Source organism: uncultured Cellulomonas sp., from assembly GCF_947494015.1.
Classification (GTDB): Bacteria; Actinomycetota; Actinomycetes; order Actinomycetales; family Cellulomonadaceae; genus Pengzhenrongella.
The window spans coordinates 23,265-49,183 of record NZ_CANLTL010000006.1; the positions used below are offsets into that span (position 1 = coordinate 23,265).

Annotated in this window: 23 protein-coding genes and 3 tRNA genes; 7 read left to right on the plus strand and 19 right to left on the minus strand. The window is 75.3% G+C overall.

Going from position 1 to position 25,919, the window contains the following annotated elements; all coding sequences use genetic code 11:
* Nucleotides 1–43: 43 nt before the first annotated feature.
* On the minus strand, nucleotides 44–1,870 hold the full coding sequence (locus Q0840_RS08295; RefSeq protein ID WP_298458601.1) for a hypothetical protein: 1,827 nt from the start codon (nucleotides 1,868–1,870) through the stop codon (nucleotides 44–46).
* 195 nt (nucleotides 1,871–2,065) lie between these two features.
* On the opposite strand from Q0840_RS08295, the gene Q0840_RS08300 reads away from it, so the two are divergent.
* Nucleotides 2,066–2,557, plus strand: coding sequence for a dihydrofolate reductase (locus Q0840_RS08300; RefSeq protein WP_298458604.1), 492 nt, complete (start codon nucleotides 2,066–2,068; stop codon nucleotides 2,555–2,557).
* Between the two features lie 102 nt (nucleotides 2,558–2,659).
* Here the strand turns inward: Q0840_RS08300 and Q0840_RS08305 are convergent.
* Nucleotides 2,660–2,732: transfer RNA gene (locus tag Q0840_RS08305), tRNA-Arg, on the minus strand.
* 190 nt (nucleotides 2,733–2,922) lie between these two features.
* Nucleotides 2,923–3,011, minus strand: a tRNA-Ser gene (locus tag Q0840_RS08310).
* Nucleotides 3,012–3,139: 128 nt separating this feature from the next.
* Here Q0840_RS08310 and Q0840_RS08315 point away from each other — a divergent pair.
* The gene (locus Q0840_RS08315; RefSeq protein WP_298458606.1) at nucleotides 3,140–3,643 is read left to right on the plus strand and encodes an N-acetyltransferase; all 504 of its coding nucleotides are present in this window, start codon (nucleotides 3,140–3,142) and stop codon (nucleotides 3,641–3,643) included.
* A gap of 45 nt (nucleotides 3,644–3,688) precedes the next feature.
* On the opposite strand, the gene Q0840_RS08320 is transcribed toward Q0840_RS08315, so the two are convergent.
* From Q0840_RS08320 to Q0840_RS08340, 5 genes are all read right to left on the minus strand, one after another.
* Nucleotides 3,689–4,234, minus strand: a complete 546-nt coding sequence (locus Q0840_RS08320; protein ID WP_298458609.1) for a hypothetical protein — start codon at nucleotides 4,232–4,234, stop codon at nucleotides 3,689–3,691.
* A 95-nt stretch (nucleotides 4,235–4,329) separates the two neighbouring features.
* Nucleotides 4,330–5,070, minus strand: a complete 741-nt coding sequence (locus Q0840_RS08325; RefSeq protein ID WP_298458612.1) for an anti-sigma factor — start codon at nucleotides 5,068–5,070, stop codon at nucleotides 4,330–4,332.
* Nucleotides 5,067–5,576: a sigma-70 family RNA polymerase sigma factor gene (locus Q0840_RS08330; protein ID WP_298458615.1), complete on the minus strand. Its 510-nt coding sequence runs from the start codon at nucleotides 5,574–5,576 to the stop codon at nucleotides 5,067–5,069. The genes Q0840_RS08325 and Q0840_RS08330 overlap by 4 nt, the downstream gene beginning before the upstream one ends.
* Nucleotides 5,577–5,683: 107 nt before the next feature.
* The gene (locus tag Q0840_RS08335; RefSeq protein WP_298458617.1) at nucleotides 5,684–7,033 is read right to left on the minus strand and encodes an amidohydrolase family protein; all 1,350 of its coding nucleotides are present in this window, start codon (nucleotides 7,031–7,033) and stop codon (nucleotides 5,684–5,686) included.
* Between the two features lie 56 nt (nucleotides 7,034–7,089).
* A tRNA-Ser gene (locus Q0840_RS08340) sits at nucleotides 7,090–7,184 on the minus strand.
* Between the two features lie 45 nt (nucleotides 7,185–7,229).
* Between Q0840_RS08340 and Q0840_RS08345 the strand changes: the two genes are divergently transcribed.
* Both Q0840_RS08345 and Q0840_RS08350 read left to right on the plus strand, forming a co-directional pair.
* A complete protein-coding gene (locus tag Q0840_RS08345; RefSeq protein WP_298458619.1) occupies nucleotides 7,230–8,207 on the plus strand; it encodes an NAD(P)H-quinone oxidoreductase in 978 nt (325 codons plus the stop codon).
* A 63-nt stretch (nucleotides 8,208–8,270) separates the two neighbouring features.
* Nucleotides 8,271–8,948 carry a bacterial proteasome activator family protein gene (locus tag Q0840_RS08350; RefSeq protein ID WP_298458620.1) on the plus strand — a complete coding sequence of 226 codons (678 nt, stop codon included), beginning with the start codon at nucleotides 8,271–8,273 and terminating at the stop codon, nucleotides 8,946–8,948.
* Between the two features lie 8 nt (nucleotides 8,949–8,956).
* On the opposite strand, the gene Q0840_RS08355 is transcribed toward Q0840_RS08350, so the two are convergent.
* The 6 genes from Q0840_RS08355 to serS all read right to left on the minus strand — a co-directional run bounded on the left by Q0840_RS08355 (nucleotide 8,957) and on the right by serS (nucleotide 15,941).
* Nucleotides 8,957–9,862: a DMT family transporter gene (locus tag Q0840_RS08355; protein ID WP_298458622.1), complete on the minus strand. Its 906-nt coding sequence runs from the start codon at nucleotides 9,860–9,862 to the stop codon at nucleotides 8,957–8,959.
* Between the two features lie 183 nt (nucleotides 9,863–10,045).
* On the minus strand, nucleotides 10,046–10,918 hold the full coding sequence (locus Q0840_RS08360) for a carbohydrate ABC transporter permease (RefSeq protein WP_298459073.1): 873 nt from the start codon (nucleotides 10,916–10,918) through the stop codon (nucleotides 10,046–10,048).
* 74 nt (nucleotides 10,919–10,992) lie between these two features.
* Nucleotides 10,993–12,024: a carbohydrate ABC transporter permease gene (locus Q0840_RS08365; RefSeq protein ID WP_298458655.1), complete on the minus strand. Its 1,032-nt coding sequence runs from the start codon at nucleotides 12,022–12,024 to the stop codon at nucleotides 10,993–10,995.
* Nucleotides 12,025–12,184: 160 nt separating this feature from the next.
* Entirely contained in the window at nucleotides 12,185–13,597 is a 1,413-nt protein-coding gene (locus tag Q0840_RS08370) for an ABC transporter substrate-binding protein (protein ID WP_298458659.1), read from the minus strand.
* A 206-nt stretch (nucleotides 13,598–13,803) separates the two neighbouring features.
* Nucleotides 13,804–14,667 (minus strand): HAD family hydrolase, encoded by an 864-nt coding sequence (locus Q0840_RS08375; RefSeq protein ID WP_367183089.1) that lies wholly within the window; start codon nucleotides 14,665–14,667, stop codon nucleotides 13,804–13,806.
* Nucleotides 14,664–15,941 (minus strand): serine--tRNA ligase, encoded by a 1,278-nt coding sequence (serS, locus tag Q0840_RS08380; protein ID WP_298458662.1) that lies wholly within the window; start codon nucleotides 15,939–15,941, stop codon nucleotides 14,664–14,666. The genes Q0840_RS08375 and serS overlap by 4 nt, the downstream gene beginning before the upstream one ends.
* A 185-nt stretch (nucleotides 15,942–16,126) precedes the next feature.
* Between serS and Q0840_RS08385 the strand changes: the two genes are divergently transcribed.
* Nucleotides 16,127–17,347 carry a diacylglycerol kinase family protein gene (locus Q0840_RS08385; protein ID WP_298458664.1) on the plus strand — a complete coding sequence of 407 codons (1,221 nt, stop codon included), beginning with the start codon at nucleotides 16,127–16,129 and terminating at the stop codon, nucleotides 17,345–17,347.
* Nucleotides 17,348–17,387: 40 nt separating this feature from the next.
* Here the strand turns inward: Q0840_RS08385 and Q0840_RS08390 are convergent, their stop codons facing one another.
* Both Q0840_RS08390 and pheA read right to left on the minus strand, forming a co-directional pair.
* Complete coding sequence (locus Q0840_RS08390) at nucleotides 17,388–18,329, minus strand: diacylglycerol kinase family protein (RefSeq protein WP_298458667.1); 942 nt, start codon at nucleotides 18,327–18,329, stop codon at nucleotides 17,388–17,390.
* A gap of 45 nt (nucleotides 18,330–18,374) precedes the next feature.
* Nucleotides 18,375–19,343 (minus strand): prephenate dehydratase, encoded by a 969-nt coding sequence (gene pheA, locus Q0840_RS08395; protein ID WP_298458670.1) that lies wholly within the window; start codon nucleotides 19,341–19,343, stop codon nucleotides 18,375–18,377.
* A 117-nt stretch (nucleotides 19,344–19,460) separates the two neighbouring features.
* Here pheA and Q0840_RS08400 point away from each other — a divergent pair, with 117 nt between their 5' ends.
* Nucleotides 19,461–21,983 (plus strand): hypothetical protein, encoded by a 2,523-nt coding sequence (locus Q0840_RS08400; protein ID WP_298458672.1) that lies wholly within the window; start codon nucleotides 19,461–19,463, stop codon nucleotides 21,981–21,983.
* Nucleotides 21,984–22,044: 61 nt separating this feature from the next.
* On the opposite strand, the gene Q0840_RS08405 is transcribed toward Q0840_RS08400, so the two are convergent.
* The 3 genes from Q0840_RS08405 to Q0840_RS08415 form a co-directional block, all read right to left on the minus strand.
* Nucleotides 22,045–22,842, minus strand: a complete 798-nt coding sequence (locus Q0840_RS08405) for a glycosyltransferase family 2 protein (RefSeq protein ID WP_298458674.1) — start codon at nucleotides 22,840–22,842, stop codon at nucleotides 22,045–22,047.
* A 45-nt stretch (nucleotides 22,843–22,887) separates the two neighbouring features.
* The gene (locus tag Q0840_RS08410) at nucleotides 22,888–23,715 is read right to left on the minus strand and encodes a DUF5926 family protein (RefSeq protein WP_298458676.1); all 828 of its coding nucleotides are present in this window, start codon (nucleotides 23,713–23,715) and stop codon (nucleotides 22,888–22,890) included.
* Between the two features lie 88 nt (nucleotides 23,716–23,803).
* Nucleotides 23,804–24,124, minus strand: a complete 321-nt coding sequence (locus Q0840_RS08415; RefSeq protein ID WP_298458681.1) for a rhodanese-like domain-containing protein — start codon at nucleotides 24,122–24,124, stop codon at nucleotides 23,804–23,806.
* Between the two features lie 62 nt (nucleotides 24,125–24,186).
* Between Q0840_RS08415 and pgm the strand changes: the two genes are divergently transcribed.
* Nucleotides 24,187–25,869: a phosphoglucomutase (alpha-D-glucose-1,6-bisphosphate-dependent) gene (gene pgm / locus Q0840_RS08420; protein ID WP_298458684.1), complete on the plus strand. Its 1,683-nt coding sequence runs from the start codon at nucleotides 24,187–24,189 to the stop codon at nucleotides 25,867–25,869.
* The last annotated feature ends 50 nt before the right edge of the window (nucleotides 25,870–25,919 follow it).

A 25,919-nucleotide genomic window follows, 5' to 3' on the forward strand; every position in this document is an offset into this window, starting at 1 on the left:
GGGCCCATCGGCCGCGATCGCGTCGCTGTGACGGCTCGGCACCTCACACCCGCGCCCGGGACGCCCGCACGAGCAGCGCACCGAGCAGGGCGAGACCGAGCGCGGACACCAGCAGGCCGGCCGGCTCCGACCCGGTCTGCGCCAGCGACGGCGCCGCGGACGGCGCAGCGGTGGTCGACGGCGCCAGGGCGGTCGCCCCAATCGAGCTGCCGCCCGCCGCGGCGGCCGTGAACGGCCTCGCGGTGCCCGACGGCGGCGCGGTGAGCACGGCGGAGCCGGTCCCCGGCTGCGACGCCGACGGGGCCGCCTGGGCGACCGGACCCGTGGTCGCGTCGTCGACGGACGCCGTCGAGACCCGCACGGGCAGCGCAGGGGTGGGTCGCGCGGGCCCGGCCACGACGGCCGCCGCGACGAGGCCGGCGGTCGCGGCGTCGGCGGCTGCGCCGGCGTCCTCGAGCACCAAGGCCGGGGTCGGTGCCGGCTCGGGGACGGGGACGGCCTCGGGGGGTGCGGTCGGAGCGCCGTCGACCCCCGGGGCGCGGCCGGTGGCAGCTCCGGTGACGTTTCCGGTGGCGACAGTCGGGGCGAACGTCGCGTCCGTCGTCTGACCGTAGGCGTCGACGACGCGGACGGTGGCGGGCGTCGCCGCACCGGTGAAGCCGCCGTCGGGGGCGAACCGCACGGCCGCCGCGACCGCGTCCACCGCGTAGACCCCCTCGCCGGGCACGACCACGGTGGGCGCCTCGGTGCCGCCCGCGTCCACCAGCGTCACCCGGCCGCCGTCGGGCACGGGGACGGTGACGACCTGGTGGAGGCCGGGCGCACCGGTGGTCTGCGTGCCGACCGCGAACGGCGCCGCGGGCAGCCCGACCGTCGGGCTCACGGTCACCCACCGGTCCTCGCCCGTGGCGTCGGTGACGGACACCAGGGCGGGCATCGCGTCGCCGAGGAAGCCGGCGACCGGGCTGAACGTCACCGTGCCGGTGGTCGGGTCGAGGGCGTAGACGCCCTGCCCGTCGACGGTGACCGACGTGGCCGGTGCACCGTCCGCGCCGATCAGGGCGACACCTCCGCCGACCGGCGCGACGACCATCGTCACCTGCACGTCGGTCCCCACGCCCGACGTCGCCCGGGCGGACGGCGTCGCGCCGACGGGCACGACCGTGGCGGTGTACACGCCGTCGGCGGCGCGACCCAGGGCGTCGACCCGGCGGACCGCCACCGCGGGGGCGTCCCCGAGCCAGTCCTGCCCGGGGGTGAACGTCAGCACCCCGGTGGACGGGTCGAGCGTCGTGGTGCCCGCGTCGGTGACCAGGGACGTCGCCGGCTCCCCCAGGGGGTCGAGGAGCGTGACCGCACCGCCGGGCGGCACGTCGAGCGGGACGACGGGGCTCTGCGGGGCCGTGCGCGGCCCGACGGAGCGGACGTCGAACGCCGCCGGGGCGGCCGGCGCGTGCACGTGCGCCGTGACGACCCCGCTCGCCGTCCCACCGTCGCGGTCGCGCAGCCGGTAGCCGACCGTCGCCGTGTCGCCGGCGACCCCGGGCGCGGGGGTGAAGGTGACGACCCCGCTGGCCGGGTCGAGCACGAAGTGCCCGCCGGGCACGTCGACCGCGTCGGCGGGCGCGCCGGCGGCGCCGACCAGCACGACCGAGCCGCCGACCGGGACGGGCGCGGCGACGGCCTGGGTCAGCGGCGCCACACCCGCCGAGGCGAGTGCGGGCGCCGGCTCCGCCGACGCGGAGGCGGCGGCAGCGGGCGCCGCGACCGCGGGCACGGTGCCGACCGCGAGGAAGCCGGCACCGAGCGCGGCCACCGCCAGCAGGCGGCGTCGTGCACGCCGGGGGGACGGGGCACGGTCAGCGGTCACGGGGGCTGCCTCCTGGTCGACGGCGCTCCCGACGGGCAGCGCTCACACCCTCGGCATCGGGCGATCCCGGGCCGGTCTGAACGGTCCGGCGGTCACGTCACCCGGGTGCCGGAGTGCGGCGGCCCGGTCCGCACGCATCCGGGGGAACCTGCGGAGCGGCCCGCACCCGGCGGCGACGCGCACCGATGGGCAGGCATGACCCTCAACCTCATCTGGTCCCAGACCTCCGCCGGCGTGCTGGGCGGCGCCACGGGCGCCGCACCGTGGACCCTGCCCGAGGACGTCGAGCACGTCCGGCGCCTGACCGCCGGGTGCCCGGTCCTCCTGAGCCGCGCCGCGTGGGACGCCCTGCCCGGGCCGCTGCGGCCGCTGCCCGACCCGGACACCATCGTGCTGACCCGCGACCGCGCGTGGTCCGCCGCCGGCGTCACGGTCGTCGCCGACGTCGACGCCGCCCTGACCGCGACGGCCGGCCGCCGAACCTGGGTGCTCGGCGCCGGCCGGGACCACCCCGAGCTGCTCGCACTCGCCGACCGGGTGGAGATCACCGAGGTCGATCTCGACGTCCCCGGCGACGTCGTCGCGCCGGTGCTGGGGCACCGGGTGTGGTCGAGCGTGACCCAGGCGTGGCGGGTCTCGAGCAGCGGGGTGCAGTACCGGTTCGCGTCCTACCTGCGCGCGGCCTGACCTGTTCGCCGCTGTCTCTCGACGGCGGACCGACCGGCCCGAGGACGACGAAGGCTCCGATCGGCGTGGTACCGACCAGGGCCTCGAACCTGCTCAGATCTGTGCGCCCGAAGGGATTCGAACCCCCAACCTTCTGATCCGTAGTCAGATGCTCTATCCGTTGAGCTACGGGCGCGTGGCCTCACGGCCGCCGCCAACGATAGCGTCCCGGCGCCGCACGCCCAAACCGGGCGGCCGCCGACGGCCGTGGGGTGGGTCACGCAGCGACCCTCGGGAGCACCGCGGGGCAGGCGCCGCGGAGTGGGCGCCGCGGAGCACAGACGACGACGGCCCCGGCTCACAGAAGGAGCCGGGGCCGTGCGATGCGGAGACGGTGGGATTTGAACCCACGGAAGGGTTGCCCCTTCACGACCTTAGCAGGGTCGCGCACTAGACCTGGCTATGCGACGTCTCCAGGCTCGCACAGGCTACCCGCCCGGCGGACCGGCTCGCAAAGCGCGCACCGGTCGCCCGATGGGCCGCCCGTCCATTCCCAGCGACGGGCCGGACGGGTATGTTCGTGCGGCCTGCGAGGAGGTCACCGTGCCCTACACCGTCATCACCATCCGCCCCGAGCACTGGGTCGAGTTCCGGGAGATCCGGCTGCGGATGCTGGCCGACACCCCGATCGCCTTCGGTGAGACGCTCGACCACGCGCGGGGCACCTCGGACGCGGGGTGGGTGGCACGGGTGGCCCGCGCGACGCAGCCCGACCGCACCGCCGTCGCCGCGGTGGACGACGACGGCGCGTGGATCGGCACCATGAGCGCGTACCTGTCCGAGCCGGGCGTCGCCACGGTCGCGGCGGTGTGGGTCGACCCCGAGCACCGCGGCGGCGAGGCCGGCGTGACCGACCGGTTGATGGAGGCGCTGGTCGAGTGGGCCCGCACCACCGCTCGCGCCACGGCGATGCGGCTCACCGTCCACGAGGACAACGAGCGCGCCGCCGCCTACTTCGAGCGGGTCGGCTTTGCACCCACCGGCGAGACGCAGCCGTACGAGCTCGAGCCCGGCGGTTCGCTCCGCGTCATGCAGCGCGACCTGTGACGGGCTGACCGGACATCCCGCCCCCGGTCGCCCGCGCGCGGCCCCTCACGGCATGGTGCGGATCGGCTCACCGTCGGTGCCCACGACCCACCAGACGTCGTTGACCGCCTGACCCGTCGTCTCCCCCGGCGCCGTGTCGTTCTGCCAGAGGTACAGCGGCCAGTCCCCGTAGGTCACCTGGGTGGTGCCGTCGGTCCGCTCCACCGTGCCGAGCAGGGAGTCGTCGAGCCCCTCGCCGACCGTCGCCTCGCCCTCGGTCAGCAGCGGGGGCCATGCCACCGCGCAGTCGTCGTAGCAGGTGCTCTCGCCCGTCTCGGCGTCGGGGTCGAACATGTACAGGGTCATCCCGTCGCCGTCCACCAGGACCTCGCCGAGGGACGTCGTCGCGGCGTCGACGGTTGCGGCGTCGCCGGCGGGCTCCGCGGCCTCGGTCGGCTCCTCGGTCGGCGTCTCGTCGTCCTCGGGCGGGCTCGGCGAGACGTCGGGCTGCTCCACCGCGTCGCCGGGGGCGACGTCCGTGTCGCCGTCGTCGGCGCCGCTGCACCCGGCCAGCGCGACCAGTGCGATCCCCACCACCGCTGTGCGCCTCATCCGCATCCGCATCGTCGTCACCCGTTCCCCTGCCGCGCGGGCGCCCGGCCGGCGACCGCTCTCACCCGGGGACACGCGCAGGGAGGCGCCGTGGTTCACCGTGCCGCGCGCAGCAGGACCGTCCCGTCCTCCGCGAGGACCTCGAGCCGGTCGATGTCCGGGGCGCGCACCGCGGTGGCGGCGTCGATCGTCAGCTCACGCCCCGCGACGGCGTTCCAGGTGGCCACCTGCTGGCTGGTCCCGGCGGTGTCGTGGACGACGAGCGAGTAGCGCAGCTGCTCACCGTCCGCGACGGTCGCCAGCTCCGGCGGGTAGGCGCACTCCAGCTCGATCTTGGTGCCCCAGGCGACCTCGCGCAGGCTCGCGCTGGCGGACAGCTCCGTGGCCCCCAGGGCGCTGAAGTCGACCTGGGCCGTGGGCGGCGGCGGCTCGTCACGGCCACCGGCGCCCGGCCCGAACCACGCCAGGGCGGCCACGACCAGCGCGGCCGCCGCGGTGGTCAGCGCGCTCGCCCAGCGCAGCGTCCGCACCCGCCGCTCGCGCCGGTCCTCGCGCTCACCGGCGTCGACCACCCGGGCCAGCACCGCCGAGGACGCCCCGGCGTCCGCGCCGTCGTCGTCGGCTGCGGTGACGTCGTCGAGGGACTCCACGACGTCGGCGGGAAGGCGCCGCAGCACTCCGGGCAGGCCGGCCAGCTCGGTGACCGAGCGCGTGCACGCATCGCAGGTCTGCAGGTGCGCCTCGTAGCGCGCGCGCTCCTGCGGCGACAGCGCACCCAGGACGTAGGCCGCGTCGTCCATCTCGAACGGGTCCGGCGCGACGTCGGAGGTACTCATCCCACCACCCCCATCTCCTGGAGCACGAGCCGCAGCGCGCGCAGCGCGTAGTGCGTCCGTGACTTGACCGTCCCGGCCGGGATCCCGAGCCGCTCCGCCGCGTCGCTGACGGACCGGCCCAGGAAGTAGCACTCGACGAGGACCTTGCGATGGTCCGCCGAAAGTCGCGCGAGCGCCTCCGCGACCAGCCAGGTCTGCAGCGCGTCGTCGGTCTCGTCGCGGCCGCCGTGGTCGGGCACCTCGCCGGTGGTCACCTCCAGACGCGTGCGGCTGGACCGCCAGTCGTCGATGACCAGGTTCCGGGCGACCGTGAACAGCCACGCCTGGCGGGCGTCGCGGTCGGCCTCGAGGACGCGCGACGAGCGCCAGGCCCGCAGCAGCGTCTCCTGCACGACGTCCTCGGCCCGCCCCCGGTCGCCGCCGGTCAGGCGCATGGCGTACCGCCACAGGGCGGGCCCGCACTCACCGTGCAGGTCCCGCATCAGGTCCGCTCTGCTGGCCGCCACGCCGCACCTCCCGACCTGACCACGAACGGCGGCGGCGTTCCGTTCACCGCCGCGCTCACGCTAGGGCAGCGACGCCGTCCGTCACGGCCGAACGGCCCGGTGGCCGGTCAGTGCGAGCAGCCGCCCGGGCCGTGCGCCGGCACGGGAGCGCCCGGCTCGTCGGCGACCGCACCACCGGCGACCGCAGCACCGGTGACCGCACCGTCCGCGACCGCACCACCCGCGGGGTGCCCGCCGTCGCCCAGCCCGCGGTCGTCGCGGAAGACGACGCCCTCCTTGAGCACCATGACGACCCGGCGCATCGCGCCGATGTCCCGGGTGGGGTCGCCGTCCACGAGCAGCAGGTCGGCGAGCTTGCCGACCTCGACCGTGCCGACGGCGTGCAGCAGGTCCACGTTCTCAGCGGAGTGCCGGGTGCCGGCCACGATCGCCTGCATCGGGGACAGCCCCGCGGCGACCATGAGCTCCAGCTCGTGCGCCATGTCGTCGTGGCGGTTGAACGGCGTCCCGGCGTCCGTGCCGGCCGCGATCCGCAGGCCCGACCGCACGGCCGCGGTGAACCCGTCGATGCTGGCCTGCCGCTGCCGCTCCGCCTTGGTCACCACCCACGCCGGCACGTCGGCGGCGTGGTCCAGGATGCCGGCGAGCGCGCTCAGGGTCGGGACGAGGAACGCGCCCTGCCCGACGGCGAGGTCCAGCGCCTCGTCGTCGAGGTAGAAGCCGTGCTCGATCGAGTCGATCCCGGCGCGCAGGGCGTTCTTGATGCCGGCGTTGCCGATCGCGTGCGTCGTCACCCGCTTGCCGGCGCTGTGCGCGACGTCGGCCACCACCCGCAGCTCGTCGACGGTCAGCGACGCGTGCGCGGGGTCGACCCCGGAGGTCAGCACCCCACCGGTGGCCATGACCTTGATGAAGTCGGCGCCGGACTTGAGCTCCTGGCGGGTCGCGCGGCGCACGTCGTCGGGCCCGTCCGCCTCGTTGCCCATGAAGTGCCCGTGCCCGCCGGTCATCGTGATGACCCGGCCCGCCGCCCGCACCCGGGGGCCCTCGACCAGGCCGTCCGCGATCGCCCGGCCCAGGTCGATCGCGATCCCGCTCGGCGCGCCGCAGTCGCGCACCGTCGTCACCCCGGACTCGACCGTGAACCGTGCGTTGCGCGCGGCCCGCAGGGTGCCCAGCGGCACGGTGTCGTCGCGGACCTGCGCGGCCAGGTCGGGGGCGCCGTCGTTGGCGAGGTGCACGTGCGCGTTGACCATGCCCGGGAGCAGGGTGCGGCCGCCGCAGTCGCGGATGCGCTCGGGCGCGAACGCGGGGGCCTGGGCGGTCGGCCCGATCCAGGCGATGCGTCCGCCGTCGACGACGACCGACCGGCCCGGCGCGGGCGGGGCACCGGTCCCGTCGACGACGACGACGTCGCGCAGCAGCAGTGCGTCCGTGCCGTCCGGCAGCTCGGTCATCGCGGGACCCTTCGCTCGTGTGCCGGCGCCAGCCGGCCTGTACCGGTGGACCGGCATGGCGGAGGGCGTGGGATTCGAACCCACGAGGACGGGGGTGTCCCGCCCCAACGGTTTTCAAGACCGTCTCTTTCGGCCGCTCAGACAGCCCTCCGGTGCGCACGACATCATGCCAGCCACGGTGGCTAGGGTCGTCGTCGTGCATGCCGTGACCGTCCCGCAGCCCGGCGGGCCCGACGCCCTGGTCCTGTCCGAGGTCCCCGACCCCGTCCCGGCTCCGGGGCAGGTCCTGGTCGACGTCGCCGCCGCGGGGGTCAACCGCGCCGACCTGCTGCAGCGGGAGGGCCACTACCCGTCCCCGCCCGGCGCGCCGCCGTGGCCGGGCCTCGAGGTCTCCGGGACGGTCGCCGCCGTCGGCGACGGCGCCGGGCGGTGGGCCGTCGGGGACGCGGTCTGCGCGCTGCTGGCGGGCGGCGGGTACGCCGAGCGCGTCGTCGTGGACGCGGGCCACGTGCTGCCGGTGCCCGACGGCGTCGACCTCGTGGACGCCGCCGGCCTGCCGGAGGCCGTCTGCACCGCCTGGTCCAACCTGGTCGACGTCGGCCGGCTGCGTGCCGGCGAGACCGTGCTGATCCACGGCGGGTCCGGCGGGGTCGGGTCGATCGCGATCCAGCTGGCCGCCGCCCGCGGGGCGCGCGTGCTGACCACGGCCGGCGGGCCCGAGCGTGCGGCACGCTGCCGGGACCTCGGCGCGGACGTCGCCATCGACCACCGGGCCGACGACGTGGTCGCGGCCGTCCGCACCGCCACGGACGGGCGGGGCGTGGACGTGGTCCTGGACGTCCTCGGCGCCGGTGCGCTCGCCGCGAACCTCGAGTCCCTGGCGACCGGCGGACGGCTGGTCGTGATCGGGATGCAGCGGGGGCGGCGGGCCGAGCTGGACCTGGGGGTGCTGCTGGCCAAGCGTGCGACCGTGGTGGGCACGACCCTGCGGTCGCGCCCCACGGCGGAGAAGTCCGCCCTCGTCGCCGCGGTCCGCGAGCACGTCTGGCCGCTGGTGGCCGGGGGCGACGTCCGGCCGGTGGTGCACGCCCGCATCCCGCTCGCCGAGGCGCCGCGGGCCCACACCGAGCTCGACGGCGGCGACGTCTTCGGCAAGCTGCTGCTGGTGCCCTGACCCGACCGGCGACGGCCCGGCGCCCACGTGCGGCGCGGCGCGGCGCGTGGTGATGATGGAGCCATGACCACCCCTGCCGCACCGGGCCCGGCGCCGTCCGGGTCCCCCGTCCCCGCGCACGACGCCGCCACCGGGGACCCTGCCCAGCCGCGGATCGTCGTCGTCGGCCCCGACGGGCGCCCGGCGGCCGGTGCCCCCGAGGGGGACGCCGAGCCGCACACCGGGTCGGACGGCGGGCCGGACGGCGGGTCGGACGGCGGGGCGGACGGGGACCCGGAGGACCCGCGCGCGCTGGTCGACCAGCCGACCAAGGTCATGCGCATCGGCACGATGGTCAAGCAGCTGCTCGAGGAGGTCCGCAGCGCGCCGCTCGACGAGGCGGCCCGGTCGCGGCTCGCGGCGATCCACGCCCGGTCCGTGCGCGAGCTCGAGGACGGGCTGTCGCCGGAGCTGGTCGCGGAGCTGCGCCGGATCACCCTGCCGCTGGGCGAGGGGACCGCGCCGTCGGACGCCGAGCTGCGGGTCGCGCACGCGCAGCTGGTCGGCTGGCTCGAGGGGCTGTTCCACGGCATCCAGACCGCGATGGTCGCCCAGCGGATGGCGACCCAGGCCCAGGCCCAGCTCGCCCAGATGCGGCACGCCCTGCCGCCCGGGGCCGACGCCGGCCAGCCGGGGCTGCGACCGATGCCGCCGGCCGGGGCCGCCGACGACGTCCGCCCGACCCCCGGTCAGTACCTGTAGCGGCGGCGTCAGCCCGGGGTCACGGGCTCCGGCGCCCGGGAGGCCGGCGCCGACCGGCCCGAGGTGAGCACGATCGCGCCCGAGACCGCGAGCAGCCCCACCACCTCCAGGCCGTGCGGCCACTGCCGCAGCGCGACCGCGCCGACGACCGCGGCCGTGGCGGGCAGCAGCGCGAGCAGGACCGCGAACGCCGCGGCGCCGATGCGGCGCAGCACCACCTGGTCGATCGCGTAGGGCACCGCGGAGGACAGCACGCCGACGCCGATCACCGCGAGGGCCAGCCGCCAGTCCGCGAGCACGGGGACGGCGTCGCGGGCGAGGAACGGCGCGAACACGACCGCCCCGGCGACCATCGCCAGCGACAGCGAGCTCACCCCGGAACCCCGGACCGCGATCCGCCGGCCGAGCAGGATGTACCCGGCCCAGCACAGCGCCGAGACGCCGATGGCGATCAGTCCGACCACCACGTCAGGCCCGCCGCCGCCCCCGTCGTGCTGCTGGACCGTCACCCCGGCCAGCAGCACCACGCCGGCCGCCGCGAGGGCGATCCCGGCCCGTTCCCGCCAGCCGCGGCCGGTGACCGCAGCGACCGCCACCGGCCCGATGAACTCGATCGCGACGGCGGTGCCCAGCGGGAGGTGGTCGATGGCGACGTAGAAGGCGACGTTCATCGCGGCGAGCACCGCGCCGAACAGCGCGGCGGCCAGCAGGTCGCGCCGGTCCCACCGGGTGCGCCACGGACGGCGCCACAGCACCAGGACGACGGCCGCGACGACGATCCGCAGCCACGCGACCGTCGGGGCAGCCACCGTGGCGAACAGGCCCACCGCGATCGCGGCGCCGACGTACTGGGTCAGGCCGGAGGCGATGAACAGGGCCGGCGCCGGGACCCGGTCGAGGGCGCCACTGCGCACGCTGCCCCCTCTCCCTGCCGCGGGGCGTCGCGGCCCCGGGCGTCGTCCGGCCCGGGCGGACGTGCGTCCGGGCGCCGAGGTCGGTGGACCTCGACGCCCGGACGGTAGCGCACCGGCGGGTGCCGGCCTGCGCCGCAGGCCGGCTGGCGGGCGGCCGGCGGGCGGCCGGCCGGCCGGTGCGGGTCAGCCCTTGACGGACCCGGCGAGCAGGCCGCGGACGAAGTACCGCTGCAGGGCCAGGAACACCACGACCGGCACGACCATCGCCACGAACGCACCCGAGGACAGCAGGTGCCACGTCTCGCCGCGGTCACCGGCGAGGGTGGCCAGACGCACCGTCAGCGGCGACACCTGCTGCTGGGAGCCGAAGACGAGGGCCACGAGCAGGTCGTTCCACACCCACAGGAACTGGAAGATCGCGAACGCCGCGACCGCCGGGACGAGCAGGGGCATGAGCACGCGGAAGAAGATCTGCACGTGGCCGGCGCCGTCCACCCGGGCCGCCTCGACCAGCGACGGCGGGATGTCCTTCATGAAGTTGTGCAGCAGGAAGATCGCCAGCGGCAGCGCGAAGATCGAGTGCGAGAGCCACACCGCCCAGAACGACCCCGCCAGGTCCCACTGCACGTACTGGGTGAGCAGCGGGATCATCGTGATCTGGATCGGGATGATCTGCAGCGCGAAGACCGCCACGAACAGCACGCTGCGACCCTTGAAGTCGATCCACGCGAAGGCGTACGCCGCCAGCAGCGCGATGCTGATCGGGATGATGACCGCCGGGATCGTGACGACCACCGAGTTGAGCACGTACTGGGCCAGCGGCTGGTCGCCCTCGAACAGCACCGACCGGTAGTTGTCCAGCGTCACGCTCGGGCTGCCGAAGAAGTTCCACCACCCGTTGGCCCGGATGTCCTGGACGGGACGGAACGAGGTGACGAACAGACCGAACGTCGGGACCGTCCACAGGATCGCGATGACGATCGCGATGCCCGAGGCCCACGGGGAGCTGAGCTTCTTGCGGGCCTTGTCGGCCCGCTGGTCGATGCCCTTGCCCATCCCGGGGGGCGCGCCGCCGTCGACCTCGCCGCGCGTCTTCTTGTCGAACGCCTGCGGGGGTGCCGGGTTCGTGGTCATCGGATCTCCTCCGAGAGGCGCAGCTGACGGACGTTGTAGATGACGACCGGGATGACGATGAGGAACAGGATGACGGCGAGCGCCGCACCCATCCCGGCGTTCCCTTGCACGAAGCTCTGGGCGTAGAACTCGTTGGCGACCACCGACGTGCCGAAGTTTCCGCCGGTCATCGTCCGGACGATGTCGAAGACCTTGAGCGTCGTCATCGCGATGGTGGTGATGACGACCACGAGCGCGGGACGGATGCTGGGCACCGTGATGTACCGGAACATCTGCATGCCCTTGAGGCCGTCGAGGGTCGCGGCCTCGACGATGTCGTCCGGGATGGCCTTGATCGCCGCGGAGAGGATCGTCATCGCGAACCCGGCCTGGATCCAGATCAGGACCGCGATGAGGAAGACGTTGTTCAACGGCTGGTTGATCAGGAACTGGTAGGGCTCCAGCCCGAGCCAGACCAGCAGCTGGTTCGCCAGGCCGGTCTGCGGGCGGGCGGCGTCACGGAACTCGTACACGAAGCGCCAGATGATCGAGGCGCCGACCAGGGAGATCGCCATCGGCAGGAAGATCAGCGCCTTGGCGGCCTTCTCGAACCGGGTCTTGTCGACCAGCACGGCGTAGACCAGCCCGATGAACGTCGCCAGGGTGGGGACCAGCAGGACCCACAGCGCGGTGTTGCGCAGGACGATCTGGAAGGACTCCTGCGTGAACGCGGTCACGTAGTTGTCCAGACCGATGAACTCGGTGCCGTTGCGGTTGAAGAACGACTCGTACGTCGTGCGCAGCGCGGGGTAGACCAGGCCGAACCCGAGCGCCAGGACCGCCGGCCCGGCGAAGCCCAGGGTCACCACCCAGTTGGGGACGTGCTTGGGCCGGTCCACCGCGAGCAGGATGGCGCCCATCACGATCACGAACAGCAGGACGGCCACGACCATGAGCGCGAGCTTGTGGCCTGGGGTCTCGGCGTCCAGCAGGAAATCCTTGGTGAGGTCCCAGAAGTAGCTGACCCACAATCCGATGTTCTCGAACATTCACGCCTCCGCAGCTCGGGCGGCGCCGCAGCGGTGCGGCGCCCCCGCCGATAGGACCGTGCCGGCCCCACGCTGCACCCCGCCGGGACCGGGTGACAAGCAGGGGACGGTGCGACGGCAGGGGCCCACGTCGCCGTGGGCCCCTGCCGTCACCGGTGCGTCAGCTCTCGGGCCAGGAGCCCTCGATGAACGTCAGCACCTGGTCGGCGCTCGTGCTCTCGTCGCTGACCCAGTTCGTCATGCCCTCCCAGAAGGAGCCGGCACCCACCGGGCCGGGCATCAGGTCGGAGGCGTCGAACCGGAAGGTGTACTCGTCGCTGGCCAGGATCTCGCTGGCGAGCCGGTCGATCGGCGACTGGAGCAGCTCCGGGTCCAGGCCGCTGTTGGCGGACACCCAGCCCGCGTTGGAGACCTCGGCCTTGTCGTTGGCCCACACGTCGCTCGCCAGGAAGGCGTGGAACGCGTTGACCTCGGGACGGTCCTCGAAGGAGACGACGAACTCGCCACCGCCGAGCATCGGCTTCTCGTCCTCGGACATGCTGGGCAGGTAGAACGCGAAGACGTCACCGTCCTCACCGATCTCCACGTCCTCCTGGGCCTGCTGCCAGTTCACCCCGTAGAAGTTGGCCGCGCGGTGCATCCAGCAGTCACCGGTCAGGATCGGGAACCCGGCGGCGTCCCAGGCGGTGTTCGCGATGCTGGACACCCCGCCCAGACCACCGTTGACGTAGTCGGGGTTGCGCACGATCTCGCCGGTCGTCTCGAGCGCCGAGACGATCGCCGGGTCGTTGAACGGGATCTCGTGGGTGTACCACTGGTCGTAGACGTCCGTCCCGGCGGTGCGCAGGACGACGTCCTCGAGCCAGTCCGTCATGGGCCAGCCGGTCGCGTCACCCGACGCGATGCCGACGCACCACGGCTTGGTCTCCGGGTGCTCCGTGGCGATCTGCTCGGTCAGGGCCATCAGCTCGTCCCAGGTGGTCGGGATCTCGTACCCGGCCTCCTCGAACATCGACGGCGAGTACCAGACGAACGACTTGGCGTTGGCGCCGAGCGGCGAGCCGTAGAGCGTCCCGTCGACCGTGCCGTAGTCACGCCACTCGTCGGTGAAGAACTCGTCGACGTTGGCGGCGACCTCGTCCGAGGCGGGCTGGATCTGCCCGGGGAAGTCGGTCACGAGCCGCTGCAGGAGCCCCGGCTGCGGGATGTAGGCGATGTCGGGTGCGGCACCGGACTGCATCCGGACCGCGATCTGGGCCTCGAACTCGTCGTTCGCCTCGTACTCGATCGTCGACCCGGTGCACCGCTCGTACTCCGCGTACGACGCCTCCTGCGCCTCGGCCTCGTCGCCGGTGATGGTCGTGTAGACGGAGACCTCGGTGCCGTCCAGGTCGCCCATCTCGATGAACTGCTCGTAGTCCTCGCAGCCCTCGGCGACCTCGCCGCCACCACCGCCGCCGCCCGTGCCGCCGTCGTCCTCCGGCGGTGGGGTGCAGGCGGTCAGGACGAAGGCGAGTGACATCGTCCCGGCGATCGCCGTCGCGACTGCGCGGCCCTTCTTGATGCTGCTCATTCGGCTTCCTCCACGTCGACGTGGGGCGGCGTGCACCCCGGAACCAGCCCGCCGGATGCACGCTTTCGCGCACCACGCCGGGCACCAAAGCCATGCAAGCGGTCGCACGGCCGCGGGGGCAACCCGAAACGGACACTTTGGGATACGGGTCCGGTAACGATGTGGTCACGCTCCCGCCCGGGCCGCCGGTGCGCTGACCTGGGACGTCAGTCGAGCAGCCGGTGCAGCACGTCGAGCAGGCCGTCGTCGTCGATGGTGCCGGTGACCTCGTCGGCGACCGCCCGCACGGGCTCGGGCGCATGCCCCATCGCCACCCCGAGCGCGGCCCACTCGAGCATGGCCAGGTCGTTGCTGCCGTCCCCGACGGCGACCGTCCGGGACGGCTGGACGTCCAGCTCGCGGCGCACCCGCTCCAGCGCGCTGGCCTTGGTGACGCCGTGCGGGGCGACGTCCATCCAGGCGGTCCACCCGATCGCGTAGGTCACGTCCTCCAGGCCCATCCGGTGCACGAGCCGGTGGAACTCCTCGGGCGTGTGCCCCGGGCTGCGCACCACGAGACGGGTCACGTGGTGGGCGGCCAGGTCGTCGATCTCGACCACGGAGTGCACGCCGGTGAGCTCGCCGTCGGGGAAGGGGGCACTCACACGGAAGCCGACGCCGACCTCCTCGACGGCGAACAGCGCGTCGGGCAGAGACGCGTGCAGCAGCCGCAGCGCCGGGCCCGGGTCGAAGGTGATGACGTCGACCAGCCGGTACCCGCCGGGCTCGGCCGGGTCCAGACGCGCGGTGACCGAGCCGTTGGACGCCACCGCCCACCCCGCGGTGATGCCGAGCTCGTGCGCCACGGGGACGGTGGCGTGCAGCGAGCGACCCGTCGCCAGGACCACGTGCGCACCGGACGCCCGCACGGCGGCGACCGCATCACGCACGTCGTCGCTGATCACCTCGTCGTAGGTCATCACGGTGCCGTCGATGTCCAGGGCGACCAGCAGCGGGCCGTGGCCGACCAGGCCGGCCGGGCTGAGCCGGTCGTCGTCGTCCGGGGTGCCCGGTGCGGGCGGGGGGTTCACCGCGCCACCGGCTCGAGCACCTCGAGGCCGCCGAGGTAGCCGCGCAGGCCCTCGGGCACCCGCACCGAGCCGTCGGCCTGCTGGTGGTTCTCCAGGATGGCCACGATCCACCGCGTGGTGGCCAGGGTCCCGTTGAGCGTGGCGACCGGCCGGGTCTGCCCCGCCGCGGTGCGCTCCCGGATGCCGAGCCGGCGGGCCTGGAAGGTCGTGCAGTTCGACGTGGACGTCAGCTCGAGGTAGCGCTGCTGGGACGGCAGCCACGCCTCGCAGTCGAACTTGCGGGCCGCGCTGGACCCGAGGTCCCCCGCGGCGGTGTCGATGACCCGGTAGGGCAGCTCGGCGCGCGCGAGCATCTGCTCCTCCCAGGCGAGCAGCCGCTGGTGCTCGTCCGCGGCCTGCTCGACCGCGCAGAGGGAGAACATCTCGACCTTGTGGAACTGGTGCACCCGGATGATGCCGCGGGTGTCCTTGCCGTACGACCCGGCCTCGCGGCGGTAGCACGCCGACCAGCCCGCGTACCGGCGCGGGCCGGCGTCCAGGTCGAGGATCTCGTCCGCGTGGTAGCCCGCGAGCGCGACCTCGCTCGTGCCGGTGAGGTACAGGTCGTCCGACTCGATCCGGTAGATCTCGTCGGCGTGCGCGCCGAGGAAGCCGGTGCCGGCCATGACCTCGGGCTTGACCAGGGTCGGCGTGATCATCGGGGTGAAGCCGGCCGCGACCGCCTGGTCGACTGCGGCGTTGAGCAGCGCGAGCTCCAGGCGCGCGCCGATGCCGGTGAGGAAGTAGAACCGCGAGCCGGACACCTTCGCCCCGCGCTCGGTGTCGACGGCCCCGAGCGCCTCGCCGATCTCCAGGTGGTCGCGCACGGTGACGCCCTCGGCCGCGAAGTCGCGGCGCCGGCCCTCCTCGCGCAGCACGACGTAGTCGTCCTCACCGCCCGCGGGCACGCCGTCGGCCACGACGTTGGCGATCCGGTGCATCGTCTGCTCGAGCCCCGCGGCGGCGGCGTCCGCCTCGGCCTGGCGGGCCTTGACCTCCTGGGCGAGCTGCTTGGTGCGGGCCAGCAGGGCGGCCTTCTCCTCGCCCTGCGCCGCGGCGACCTGCTTGCCGAGCGTCTTCTGCTCGGCGCGCAGGCTCTCGAACTCGGTCAGCGCGGACCGGCGCCGGGTGTCCGCGGCGAGGGCGGCGTCCACGAGGGCGGGGTCGTCGCCGCGGGCGCGCTGGCTGGCGCGGACGACGTCGGGGTGGTCACGGAGCTCGCGCAGGTCGATCACACCCCCGAGGGTAACGACCCGGCCACGACGCACATCCCGGGTGCCGGGCCGCGGGGCGGTCCGGGGCGCCGCGCGGGGGCGGCACCGGGACCGTCCGGACGGGACCAGTGCCATCGAGGGGCGGCACGGCCAGCGGGACGGCGGGCGGACGGCCCCCGGTCGGCTCGCGCCGTACGGTGTGCGCCATGGTGTGGTCGGAGTGGCTCAGCGTCGTCGCCCTGCTCGTCGCGGTGGCCGCGCTGCTCCTCTCCTCGGTCGCCCTGCGCGTGGCGCTGCGCGCACGCCGGACCCGGCGCCGACCGCACCGACCGTCGCTGCCGCACCCCGTCGCGCCGGCGCCCGACGGGCTGCTGGCCTCACCCATGTCGCCGACGAGCGGCACCCAGGTGGCGTTCGTGTGCAACCCGACCAAGCCCGGCGCGGTCGAGCTGCGCGACGCCGCGATCCGGGCGTGCGCGTCGCGGTACATGCCCGAGCCCATGTGGTTCGAGACCACCCAGGCCGACCCCGGCGTCGGCCAGGCGCGGGCCGCCGTCGAGCGCGGCGCCACGACGGTGGTGGCGGTCGGCGGCGACGGGACCGTGCGAGCCGTCGCCGAGGCGCTGGCCGGCACCGACGTCGCCATGGGCCTGATCCCCCTCGGCACCGGCAACCTGCTGGCCCGCAACCTGGACCTGCCGCTGACGGACACCGACGAGCTGCTGCGGCTGGCGCTGACCGGTCCGGCCCGCACCATCGACGTCGGCTGGCTGCGGGTGGAGAGGTACGAGGACACGGTCGCGGACGACATCGCGGAGGCCGCCGACGACGTCCCGCAGGCATCCGGCGGTCAGGTCGGCCCGCCGCCCCCCGGGGCCTCGGAGCCGCCGCGCGACCACATCTTCCTGGTCATCGCCGGGCTCGGCTTCGACGCGGCGGTGATGGGGGACGCCGACGAGGTCCTCAAGCAGCGGGTGGGCTGGTTCGCCTACTTCCTCGCCGGCATCCGGCACCTCAACGCCCGGCGGATGCGGCTGTCGCTGTCGGTCGACGACGGCGTGGTCAAGCCGGTGCGGGTCCGCAGCCTGCTGATCGGCAACTGCGGGCGGCTGCCCGGCGGCATCACGCTGCTGCCGGCCGCGCAGATCGACGACGGCGTGCTGGACCTCGGCGCCATCGACACCCGGGGTGGCATCGCGGGCTGGACCCAGCTCGCGGGAGAGGTGGCTCTGCAGGGCATCGGCGTCCGCACCGAGCTGCCGGGCAAGATGGGCAAGATCGAGCACTCGCGCGCCCGCACGGTCCGCGTCGTCGCGGACCGTGCCGAGCAGATCCAGGTGGACGGGGACAACATCGGCGAGGCGTTCGAGCTCAGCGCGCGGGTCGCCCCGGCCGCGCTGCGCGTGCGCACCGCGGCGCGCGGCTGATCACGGCCGGCGCCGGCCGGTCACCACTGCTCCCGGCTGCTCACGACGCAGCCGGCACCAGGGCGGACCACGCCGCCGGGTGCAGCCTCCACTGCTGCGCCGCGACCGGTCCGGAGACCTCGCCGTCGACGTCGGCCGGGAACGGCTCCCCCGGTGCGGCCTCGATCCGCACCACCCGGCCGCAGGCCGTGCGCACGTCGGCACGCCGCACGTGCGACCCCGTGGTCAGCTGCTTGGCGTAGCCGAGCCGCGCCAGCGGGCCGACCGCCTCGGAGACCACCACGTCCGCGACCGCGTCGCGCGGGTCGGCGCCCGGCACCAGCGGGGCACCGCCGCCCACGGTCTCCCCGAGCCCGATCGCGACCATCAGCAGCCGCGTGCCGCCGGCGTGCAGCGGCTCGCCGTCGACGGTGACCCGCAGCCGCCAGCCGCGCTCGGTGAGGCCGGCCAGGACCGCTCCGGCCGGGTAGGCGAGCACGCCGAGCCCGACCCGGTGCAGGACGGGCTTGAGGCCGGCGGCGTTGCGGGCGGCCGCGGCGCCGACCCCGACGTGCACCGCGTTGACGGCGACGGCGCCGTCGTCCCCGACGAGCACCGCCATCCCGTGCGGTGTGCCGGTCAGCGCGGCGTCGGCCGCCCGTGCCGGGTCGTCGGGGATGCCCAGCGACCGGGCGAGGTCGTTGCCCGTGCCGAGCGGGACGATGCCGACGGGCCCGGCCGACCCGAGTGTGCCGGCGTCGTGCAGGGTCTGGACCGCCGCCCGCACCGACCCGTCCCCACCGAGGACCACCAGCCGCCGACCCGCGAGCCCGGCGAGGGTGTCGGCGAGGTGGTCGAGGTCGGTGGTCGCCACCAGCTCCACCCGGGCACCGGCGTGGCCGGCGGCGGCCCGCAGCGCCGCGACGGCGTCGTCGACCTGCGGCCCGCCGGCGGACCCGGCGGCCGCGTTGACCACCGCGAGCAGGTCGGGCTGGGTCGGCATGCGTCCTCCTGGCGGGTCGGGGGTACGGCTGGGTCGAGCGGGCGGCTAGCGCGCCCGGCCCTCGCGCAGCTCGTCCACCCAGTCGCGGGCGCCGGCGAAGTCGGCGTCGGTCATGCCCGGCAGCACCTGGGTGGCGACGCCGTCGGCGCGTGGGTACGACCCGAGGAAGCGCACGTGCGGGCAGACCCGGTGCAGTCCCATCAGCGCCTCCGCGACCCGAGCCTCGGCCACGTGCCCCTCGGCGTCGATGGAGAAGGAGTACCGGCCGATGTGGTCGCCGATCGGCCGGGACTCGATCCGGGACAGGTTCACGCCGCGGGCCGCGAACTGCTCGAGCATCTCCAGCAGCGCACCGGCGTCGTTGCTCGGCAGGTGCACCACCAGCGACGTCTTGTCCGAACCGGTCGGTGCGGGCACCGGGCCGGGCCGCCCCACCACGACGAACCGCGTCACCGCGCGCTCGTTGTCGGCGACGTGCTCGGCGAGCACCTGCAGGCCGTACAGCTCGGCGGTGAGCGGCGCGACCAGCGCCGCGTCGAAGCCCGGGTCGGCCGGAGCCGTGCCCGCGGCCGGGTCGGCCAGCAGCGCACCGGCCGCCGCGGTCGAGGTCGCCGGCACGTGCACCGCGCCGGGCAGGTGCGCGTTGATCCAACGTCGGCACTGCGCCCACGCGTGCGGGTGGGTCGACACCCGGCGCACGTCCGCCAGGCGCGTCCCGGGCCGCCCGGCGAGCACGAAGGTGATGGGCACGAGCACCTCGCGCAGCAGCACCAGCGCGAGCCCGGTCGCCAGGGTGTCCAGGGTCGCGGTCACGCCGCCCTCGACCGAGTTCTCGATCGGGACGACCGCGTAGTCCGCCCGCTCGGCACGCACCGACTCCAGCGCGGAGACGACGTCGACCTGGGGCAGGTACCGCGCCTCGTCCGGGCCGGTGACCTGGCGCAGGGCGGCCTCGGTGAAGGTCCCCGCCGGGCCCAGGTAGGCGTAGCGCGGGGGCGGTGCGGTCGCGGCCACGGGTCGCGCTCCTCTCGTCGGCACGTCGCGGGCAAGTCGTCGGCAGGTCGCCGGTAGGGCGCTGCGAGCCTAGTGGGCGGTCCGTCGGCGCCGTGAGGGCGCCCGTAGGGTGGTGCGGTGCCCCTGCGACCGAGCTCCGTCCGCGCGCTGTGCGCCGCGGTCCTGGCCGCCCTGCTCGCGTGCGTGGTGCTGCTGACGACCGCGGGGGCGGCGACCGCGGTCGCGGAGCCCGGCGAGCAGCGGGTCGTCGTGGTCGGTGCGACCGGCCTGCGCTGGGACGACGTCGGCGCGCTCACCACGCCCGCGCTGTGGGCGCTGTCCCGCGAGGGGGCGGTGGGAACGGTCGCCGCCCGCAGCGTGCGGTCCTCGGCATGCCCGGCCGACGGCTGGCTCGCGCTGTCCGCCGGTGCCCGCGCCGCCGACCTGCCCGGCGAGACCGCCAACGAGTGCCGTCGGCTGCGGCCGGCGGGGCCCGGACAGCCGGCACCGGGCTGGGCCGACTACCTGCAGTCGGCGGACGCGGAGGCGTTCGACGCCCGGCTGGGCCTGCTGGGCGCCGCGGTGGCCGACGGCGGGGTGACGGCGACCGGGTTCGGCGGGGGTGCCGCGATCGCCCTCGCAGGACCTGACGGGGTGCCCGCCGGGGAGGTGCGGGCGGTGCCGGTCGACCCGGACGCGCTCACCGGCCGGGTCGCGGACGCGCTGGCGACGTCCGAGCTGGTCGTGGTGGACGCCGGTTCCGTGCGCGACCCCGGCCAGGGCCTGGTCGACCGGCCGTCGTCCGGCATCGACGCCGACGGCGACGGCATGCCGGACCCCGGCGCCGAGCCCCTGCCGGAGACCGAGCCGGCCGAGGACGGCGAGCTGGCCGCCCCGGACGCCGTCACCGAGCCCACCCGGTCCGAGCAGGTCCGGCTGGTCGACGAGCGGGTCGCCGCGGTGCTCGAGGCCGTCGCGGACGCCGACCACCCCACGACCGTGCTGGTCGCCTCGCTGGCGGACTCCGGCCGGTCCCCGCACCTGCAGCTGGCCGGCGCGCTGGGCCCCGCCGCCGTGCCCGGGGGCGAGCCGTTCACCGACGGCCTGCTCTCCTCGCGCTCGACCCGCCAGCCCGGCTACGTGATGACCACGGACCTGACGCCGACGGTGCTCACCGCGCTGGGCATCCGCGACGCGGCCCCGACCGGCGCCCTGGTCGGGTCCCCCATCGCCGCGGTCGACGGGCCCGCGCCGGCGAGCCGGCGGGTGGCCGCCATGGTCGACGAGGACCGCCACGCCTGGGCGGTGCGCCCGCTCGTGGCGCCCTTCTTCACCGTGCTGATCGTGATGAACCTGGTGCTGTACGCCCTGGTCACGCTCGGGCTCAACGGCGCCGTCCTGGAGAGCCTGAGCAGCGGGCTCAACCGGGTGCTGCCAGGCCGGCGGGGGGGCGCCGTGGCCGCCGCGCTGCGCGGGCGGCCGGTGCCGGTCCTGGCGGGGCTGCGCGTCGCCGGGGTCGCCGTCGCGTCCGTCCCCGTCGCGACGTTCCTGGCGAACCTGCTGCCGTGGTGGCGCGCCACGCCGCCGTCGTACGCGCTGGCCGGCCTGGTGCTCGCCTGGGTCACGGTGGTCACCGGGCTGGCGTTGCTGCCGCGGTGGAAGACCTGGCCGCTGGGCCCGCTCGGCGTGGTGGCCGCGGTGACCGCCGTGGTGATCACGGTGGACGTCGTCGCCGGCGGCCGCCTGCAGATCTCGTCCCTGATGGGCGTCCAGCCACTGGTCGGCGCGCGGTTCTACGGCTTCAACAACCAGGCGTTCGCGCTGTTCGCCGCGAGCAGCGTGCTGCTCGCGGTCGCGCTGGCCAACCCCCTGGTGCAGCGCGGCCGACGTCGCCTCGCCGCCGCCCTGGTCGCCGTCATCGGCGTGGTGGCCACGGTGCTGGACGGCATGCCGGGCCTGGGCAGCGACTTCGGCGGGCCGCCCGCGCTGGTCCCCGGGTTCGCCGCGCTCGCGCTGCTCGCCGCCGGCACCCGGATCAGCTGGCGCACGGCGCTGGCGGTCCTGGCCGGGGCCGCCGCCGTCGTGATCGGCTTCGCGGTCATCGACTGGACGCGGCCGGTGGACGCCCGCACGCACCTCGGGCGCTTCGTGCAGACCGTGCTCGACGGCGGCCTCTGGCCGGTGATCGTGCGCAAGGCCGGTCAGAACCTGGAGATCCTGTTCGGCAACTGGCTCACCCTGCTCGCGATCGGCGGGATCGCGCTGGTGGTGCTCGTCCTGGGCAGGCCGCTGCGCACCGCCGCCTCCGCGCCGGACGGCGGTCCCTTCGGCTGGCTCTCGGCCGGTGCGCCGCTCGCCCGGCTGGGGTCCGACGCGCCGATGCTGCGTCCGGGCCTGGTCGCGCTCGCGGTCACCCTGGGGATCGGGTTCGCGATCAACGACTCCGGGGTGGTGATCCCCGCCGTCGGCGTCGCGGTCGCGGTGCCGCTGCTGGTGGCGGCGTGCGCGGGCTGGATGCTCTCGGTGCGGCCGGCACGGCAGGAGCCCACGCCGGCCGGTGGCGGGCCCGTGGGTCGGGCTCCCGGGGGCAGCACCGCGGTCGCGGTCCCGGAGCCGGACCCGGATGCCGACCCGGGCACCCGCAGGGCGACCACCCGCTGAGAGCCCGCGGCGACCCGGGCTCAGCGGTCGTCCGTGCCGGGGCGAGGCCGGAGGTTCGGGCTCAGCGGTGCGTGCGAGGGCTGGGCGGCGGCAGCACGACCTCCCGCGCGCCGCCGACCGCGGACCGCACCCGGCGGCTGCTCACCGCGAGCATGACGTCGCGGTACTGCGCGGCCCGGTGGAGCTGGCCCTTGAGGTCCTTGCCGGACGGTCGGTGCCGCAGCTCGCACGGGACCTCGACGGCGATGAAGCCCTGCCGCAGCAGGTCGATCGTCATCCCGGTCTCCACCCCCCAGCCCCGGGCGAGCGGCGTGGCGGCCTCGAACGCCTCGCGGGTCAGGCAGCGCATGCCGGACAGCGGCTGGGTGGGCGTCCAGCCGGTGGCCCGCTGGATCGCGCGCCGGGCCGCACCGACGACGAAGCCGCGGCCACCGGCTCCGGGCTGGGGCGGCAGCAGCGCGATCGAGACGTCCGCGTGGCCCTCGAGGACCGGCGGGACGAGCGGCGCGGTGTTGACCGCCGTGTCGCCGAGGTCGCCGTCGATGAACAGCAGCAGCCGGGGCGGCCGGTCGGCGACGTCGCGCATGGCGACCACGGCGGCGCCGGTCTCCATCGCGGCCGCCTTGCCGCGGTTGTGCGAGTGCCGCACGACGACGGCGCCCGCCTCCCGGGCCACGTGCTGGGTGTCGTCGACGCTGCCGTCGTCGACCACGAGGACCAGGTCGACGTGCGGGATCGCACGGGCGGACCGGACGGTCGCGGCGATCCGCCGGGACTCGTCCTTCGCGGGGACGATGACCGCGACCCGCTGGCGCGCGCGGCTCGGGCTCCGGCGCTGCGCTGCGGGCTCCGAGGTCACGCGTTCCACCCTAACGACATGTCCGCGGTCGGCCAGGCGGGCACGTCAGCGGAGGGTGACCTGGCGCGAGACCAGTCCGGCCCGGGCACGGCGGGCGTCCGCGTCCAGCGGTGCGGTGTCGGCGAGGGCAGCGTCGAACCGCTCCCCGAACTCGGCCGCGGGGCCGTCGATCTCGGCGGCCCCCGTCCCGGGCGGCAGCTCCCACACCGGCACGACGACGCCGCTCGAGCGGAAGTAGCCGATGAAGCGGGCGTCCCCGATGGCCGACCGGCGGGCGGCGTGCAGGCGCGCGAGCGCGTCGACCATCGCCTGCTCGTCGTGCGGCATGGCCCAGCGCAGGAACTCCTTGTCCCCCATCCGGCACCAGTACGCGGAGTCGACCGAGGCGAGCTTGACGGTGGGGATGATGGTGGAGTCGGCCTCCTCCAGGGACGCACGCACCTCCGGGGTCACCTCGGTGTCGGCGGCGAGCCAGTAGTCGAAGCCCTCGTGCACCGTGACGTCGAACGGCACCGTCAGGTCGAGCACGTCCTGGAGCCGGGGGCCCGGCTCCGGCAGCGCGGTCGTGGTGACCGGCATGCCCGGCTCGAGGTCCAGCGCCTCGATGAGGGACGCCGCGATGTCGCGGCTGGCGTCCCCGGAGCCGGCGCGGGTCTGCAGGGCGAGCATGACGACGCCGTCGGCCCGGTGCAGCGCCGGCCAGGCCATGGGCAGGATCGTTGTGACGACGACGTCGCGCGAGCCGTACTCCGCGGTGGTGCGGGCCGTGGCGGTCGCGGCGGGGACGACCTCGCGCATCGCCACCCAGTCCGGCTCCCCCGGCAGGCCCTCGAAGGGGCGCAGGACGAACGGGATGGACGCTTTCTTTGCCATGCCGTGAGACTACCGGGCGACGACGACGCCGCCGCCCGGGTGCCGGCGCGGGCCCGCGGGCCGGCGGTGGCCGGTGGGCGGTGGCCCGTCAGACGACCGGCAGTCCAGCGCGTGACCAGTCCACCATGCCGCCGTCGACGTTGACGGCGTCCCGGCCACCCTGCACGAGCCAGGCCGTGGCCCGCGCGGAGCGACCGCCGGCGTGGCACACCACGAGCAGCCGGCGGTCGTCCGGGAGCTCGTCGACGCGGTCCGGCAGCTCGCCGAGCGGGATGTGGACGGCGTCCGGGGCGTGGCCGGCGTCCCACTCGTCCTGCTCGCGCACGTCCACCAGCACCGAGCCCGGCGGGACGGGCTGGGCGGGGTCGAGGTCGGTCACCTGCACGGAGGGCACGGAGGGCGGGAACATCGGGCCAGGCTAGTGCGGGCGAACCCGTGCCGCCCGGGCCGCCCGGTGCAAGGATCGGCGCCATGCACCCGCGCGCCGGAACCCCCGCCCAGCCCGAGGACCTCATCGACGTCGATGCCGTCGTGAGCGCCTACTACGACCGCGTCCCCGACCTGGACGACGTCGCCCAGCAGGTCGTGTTCGGGACCTCCGGCCATCGCGGGTCGAGCCTGGACGGCGCGTTCAACGAGGCGCACATCATCGCGACGACCGCCGCGATCGTGGAGTACCGGCGCTCCCAGGGCACCGACGGGCCGCTGTTCATCGGCCGCGACACGCACGCGCTGTCCGAGCCCGCGTGGCGCACCGCGCTGGAGGTGCTCGCGGCGGCCGGCGTGGAGGTGCACGTGGACGCGCGCGACTCCTGGACGCCGACCCCGGCGGTGTCGCACGCGATCCTGCTGCACAACGGCGCGGCCACGTCCCAGGGGGTCCGCACGAGCGGACCGGGGCTCGCGGACGGCATCGTGGTGACGCCGTCGCACAACCCCCCGCGCGACGGCGGCTTCAAGTACAACCCGCCGCACGGCGGGCCGGCGGGCTCGGACGCGACGGGGTGGATCGCGGCCCGCGCCAACGAGCTGCTGCGCGCCGGGGTGGGCGGCGTTCCGCGGGTCGGCGTCGAGACGGCGCTGGCCGCGGACACCACCCGCCGGCACGACTTCCTCTCCGCGTACGTCGACGACCTGCCCAACGTGCTGGACCTCGCCGCCATCCGCGAAGCGGGTGTACGGATCGGCGCCGACCCGCTGGGTGGTGCCGCGGTCGAGTACTGGGCGGCCATCGCCGAGCGCCACGGGCTGGACCTGACCGTCGTCAACGCCGAGGTCGACCCGCGCTGGTCCTTCATGACCCTGGACTGGGACGGCAAGATCCGGATGGACTGCTCCTCGCCGTCCGCCATGGCGTCCCTGGTGGGGGTGATGGCCGGCGGCGCGGGCGGCCGTCCGCCGTACGACATCGCGACCGGCAACGACGCGGACTCCGACCGGCACGGCATCGTCACCCCGGACGCCGGGCTGATGAACCCGAACCACTACCTCGCGGTGGCGATCCGGTACCTGTACTCCGGCGCCCGCCCGCAGTGGTCACCCGACGCGGCGATCGGCAAGACGCTCGTGTCCTCGGCGCTCATCGACCGGGTCGCGGCAGCGACCGGCCGGACGCTGCTGGAGGTCCCGGTGGGCTTCAAGTGGTTCGTGCCGGGGCTGCTCGACGGCTCGGTGGGCTTCGGCGGGGAGGAGTCCGCCGGGGCGTCGTTCCTGCGCCACGACGGCACGGTGTGGACCACCGACAAGGACGGGATCCTGCTCGCGCTGCTCGCCTCGGAGATCACCGCACGGACCGGCAGGACGCCGTCGCAGCACCACGCGGAGCTCGTCGGGGAGTTCGGCGAGTCCTGGTACGCGCGGGTCGACGCACCCGCCACGCTCGAGGAGAAGGCCACGCTGGGCAAGCTCTCGCCCGAGCAGGTCAGCGCCACCGAGCTGGCCGGTGAGGAGATCACCGCCAAGCTGACGGCGGCCCCGGGCAACGGCGCCGCGATCGGCGGGCTGAAGGTGACGACCGAGAACGCGTGGTTCGCGGCTCGCCCGTCCGGCACGGAGAACGTCTACAAGATCTACGCCGAGTCGTTCGTCTCGGCCGAGCACCTCGAGCGGGTCCAGAGCGAGGCCAAGGACGTCGTCGCCAACGCCCTGGGCTGACGCCTCGCCCCCGCTCGCCACGCGCCGACCGCGACCGGGGCGGGTGCGGC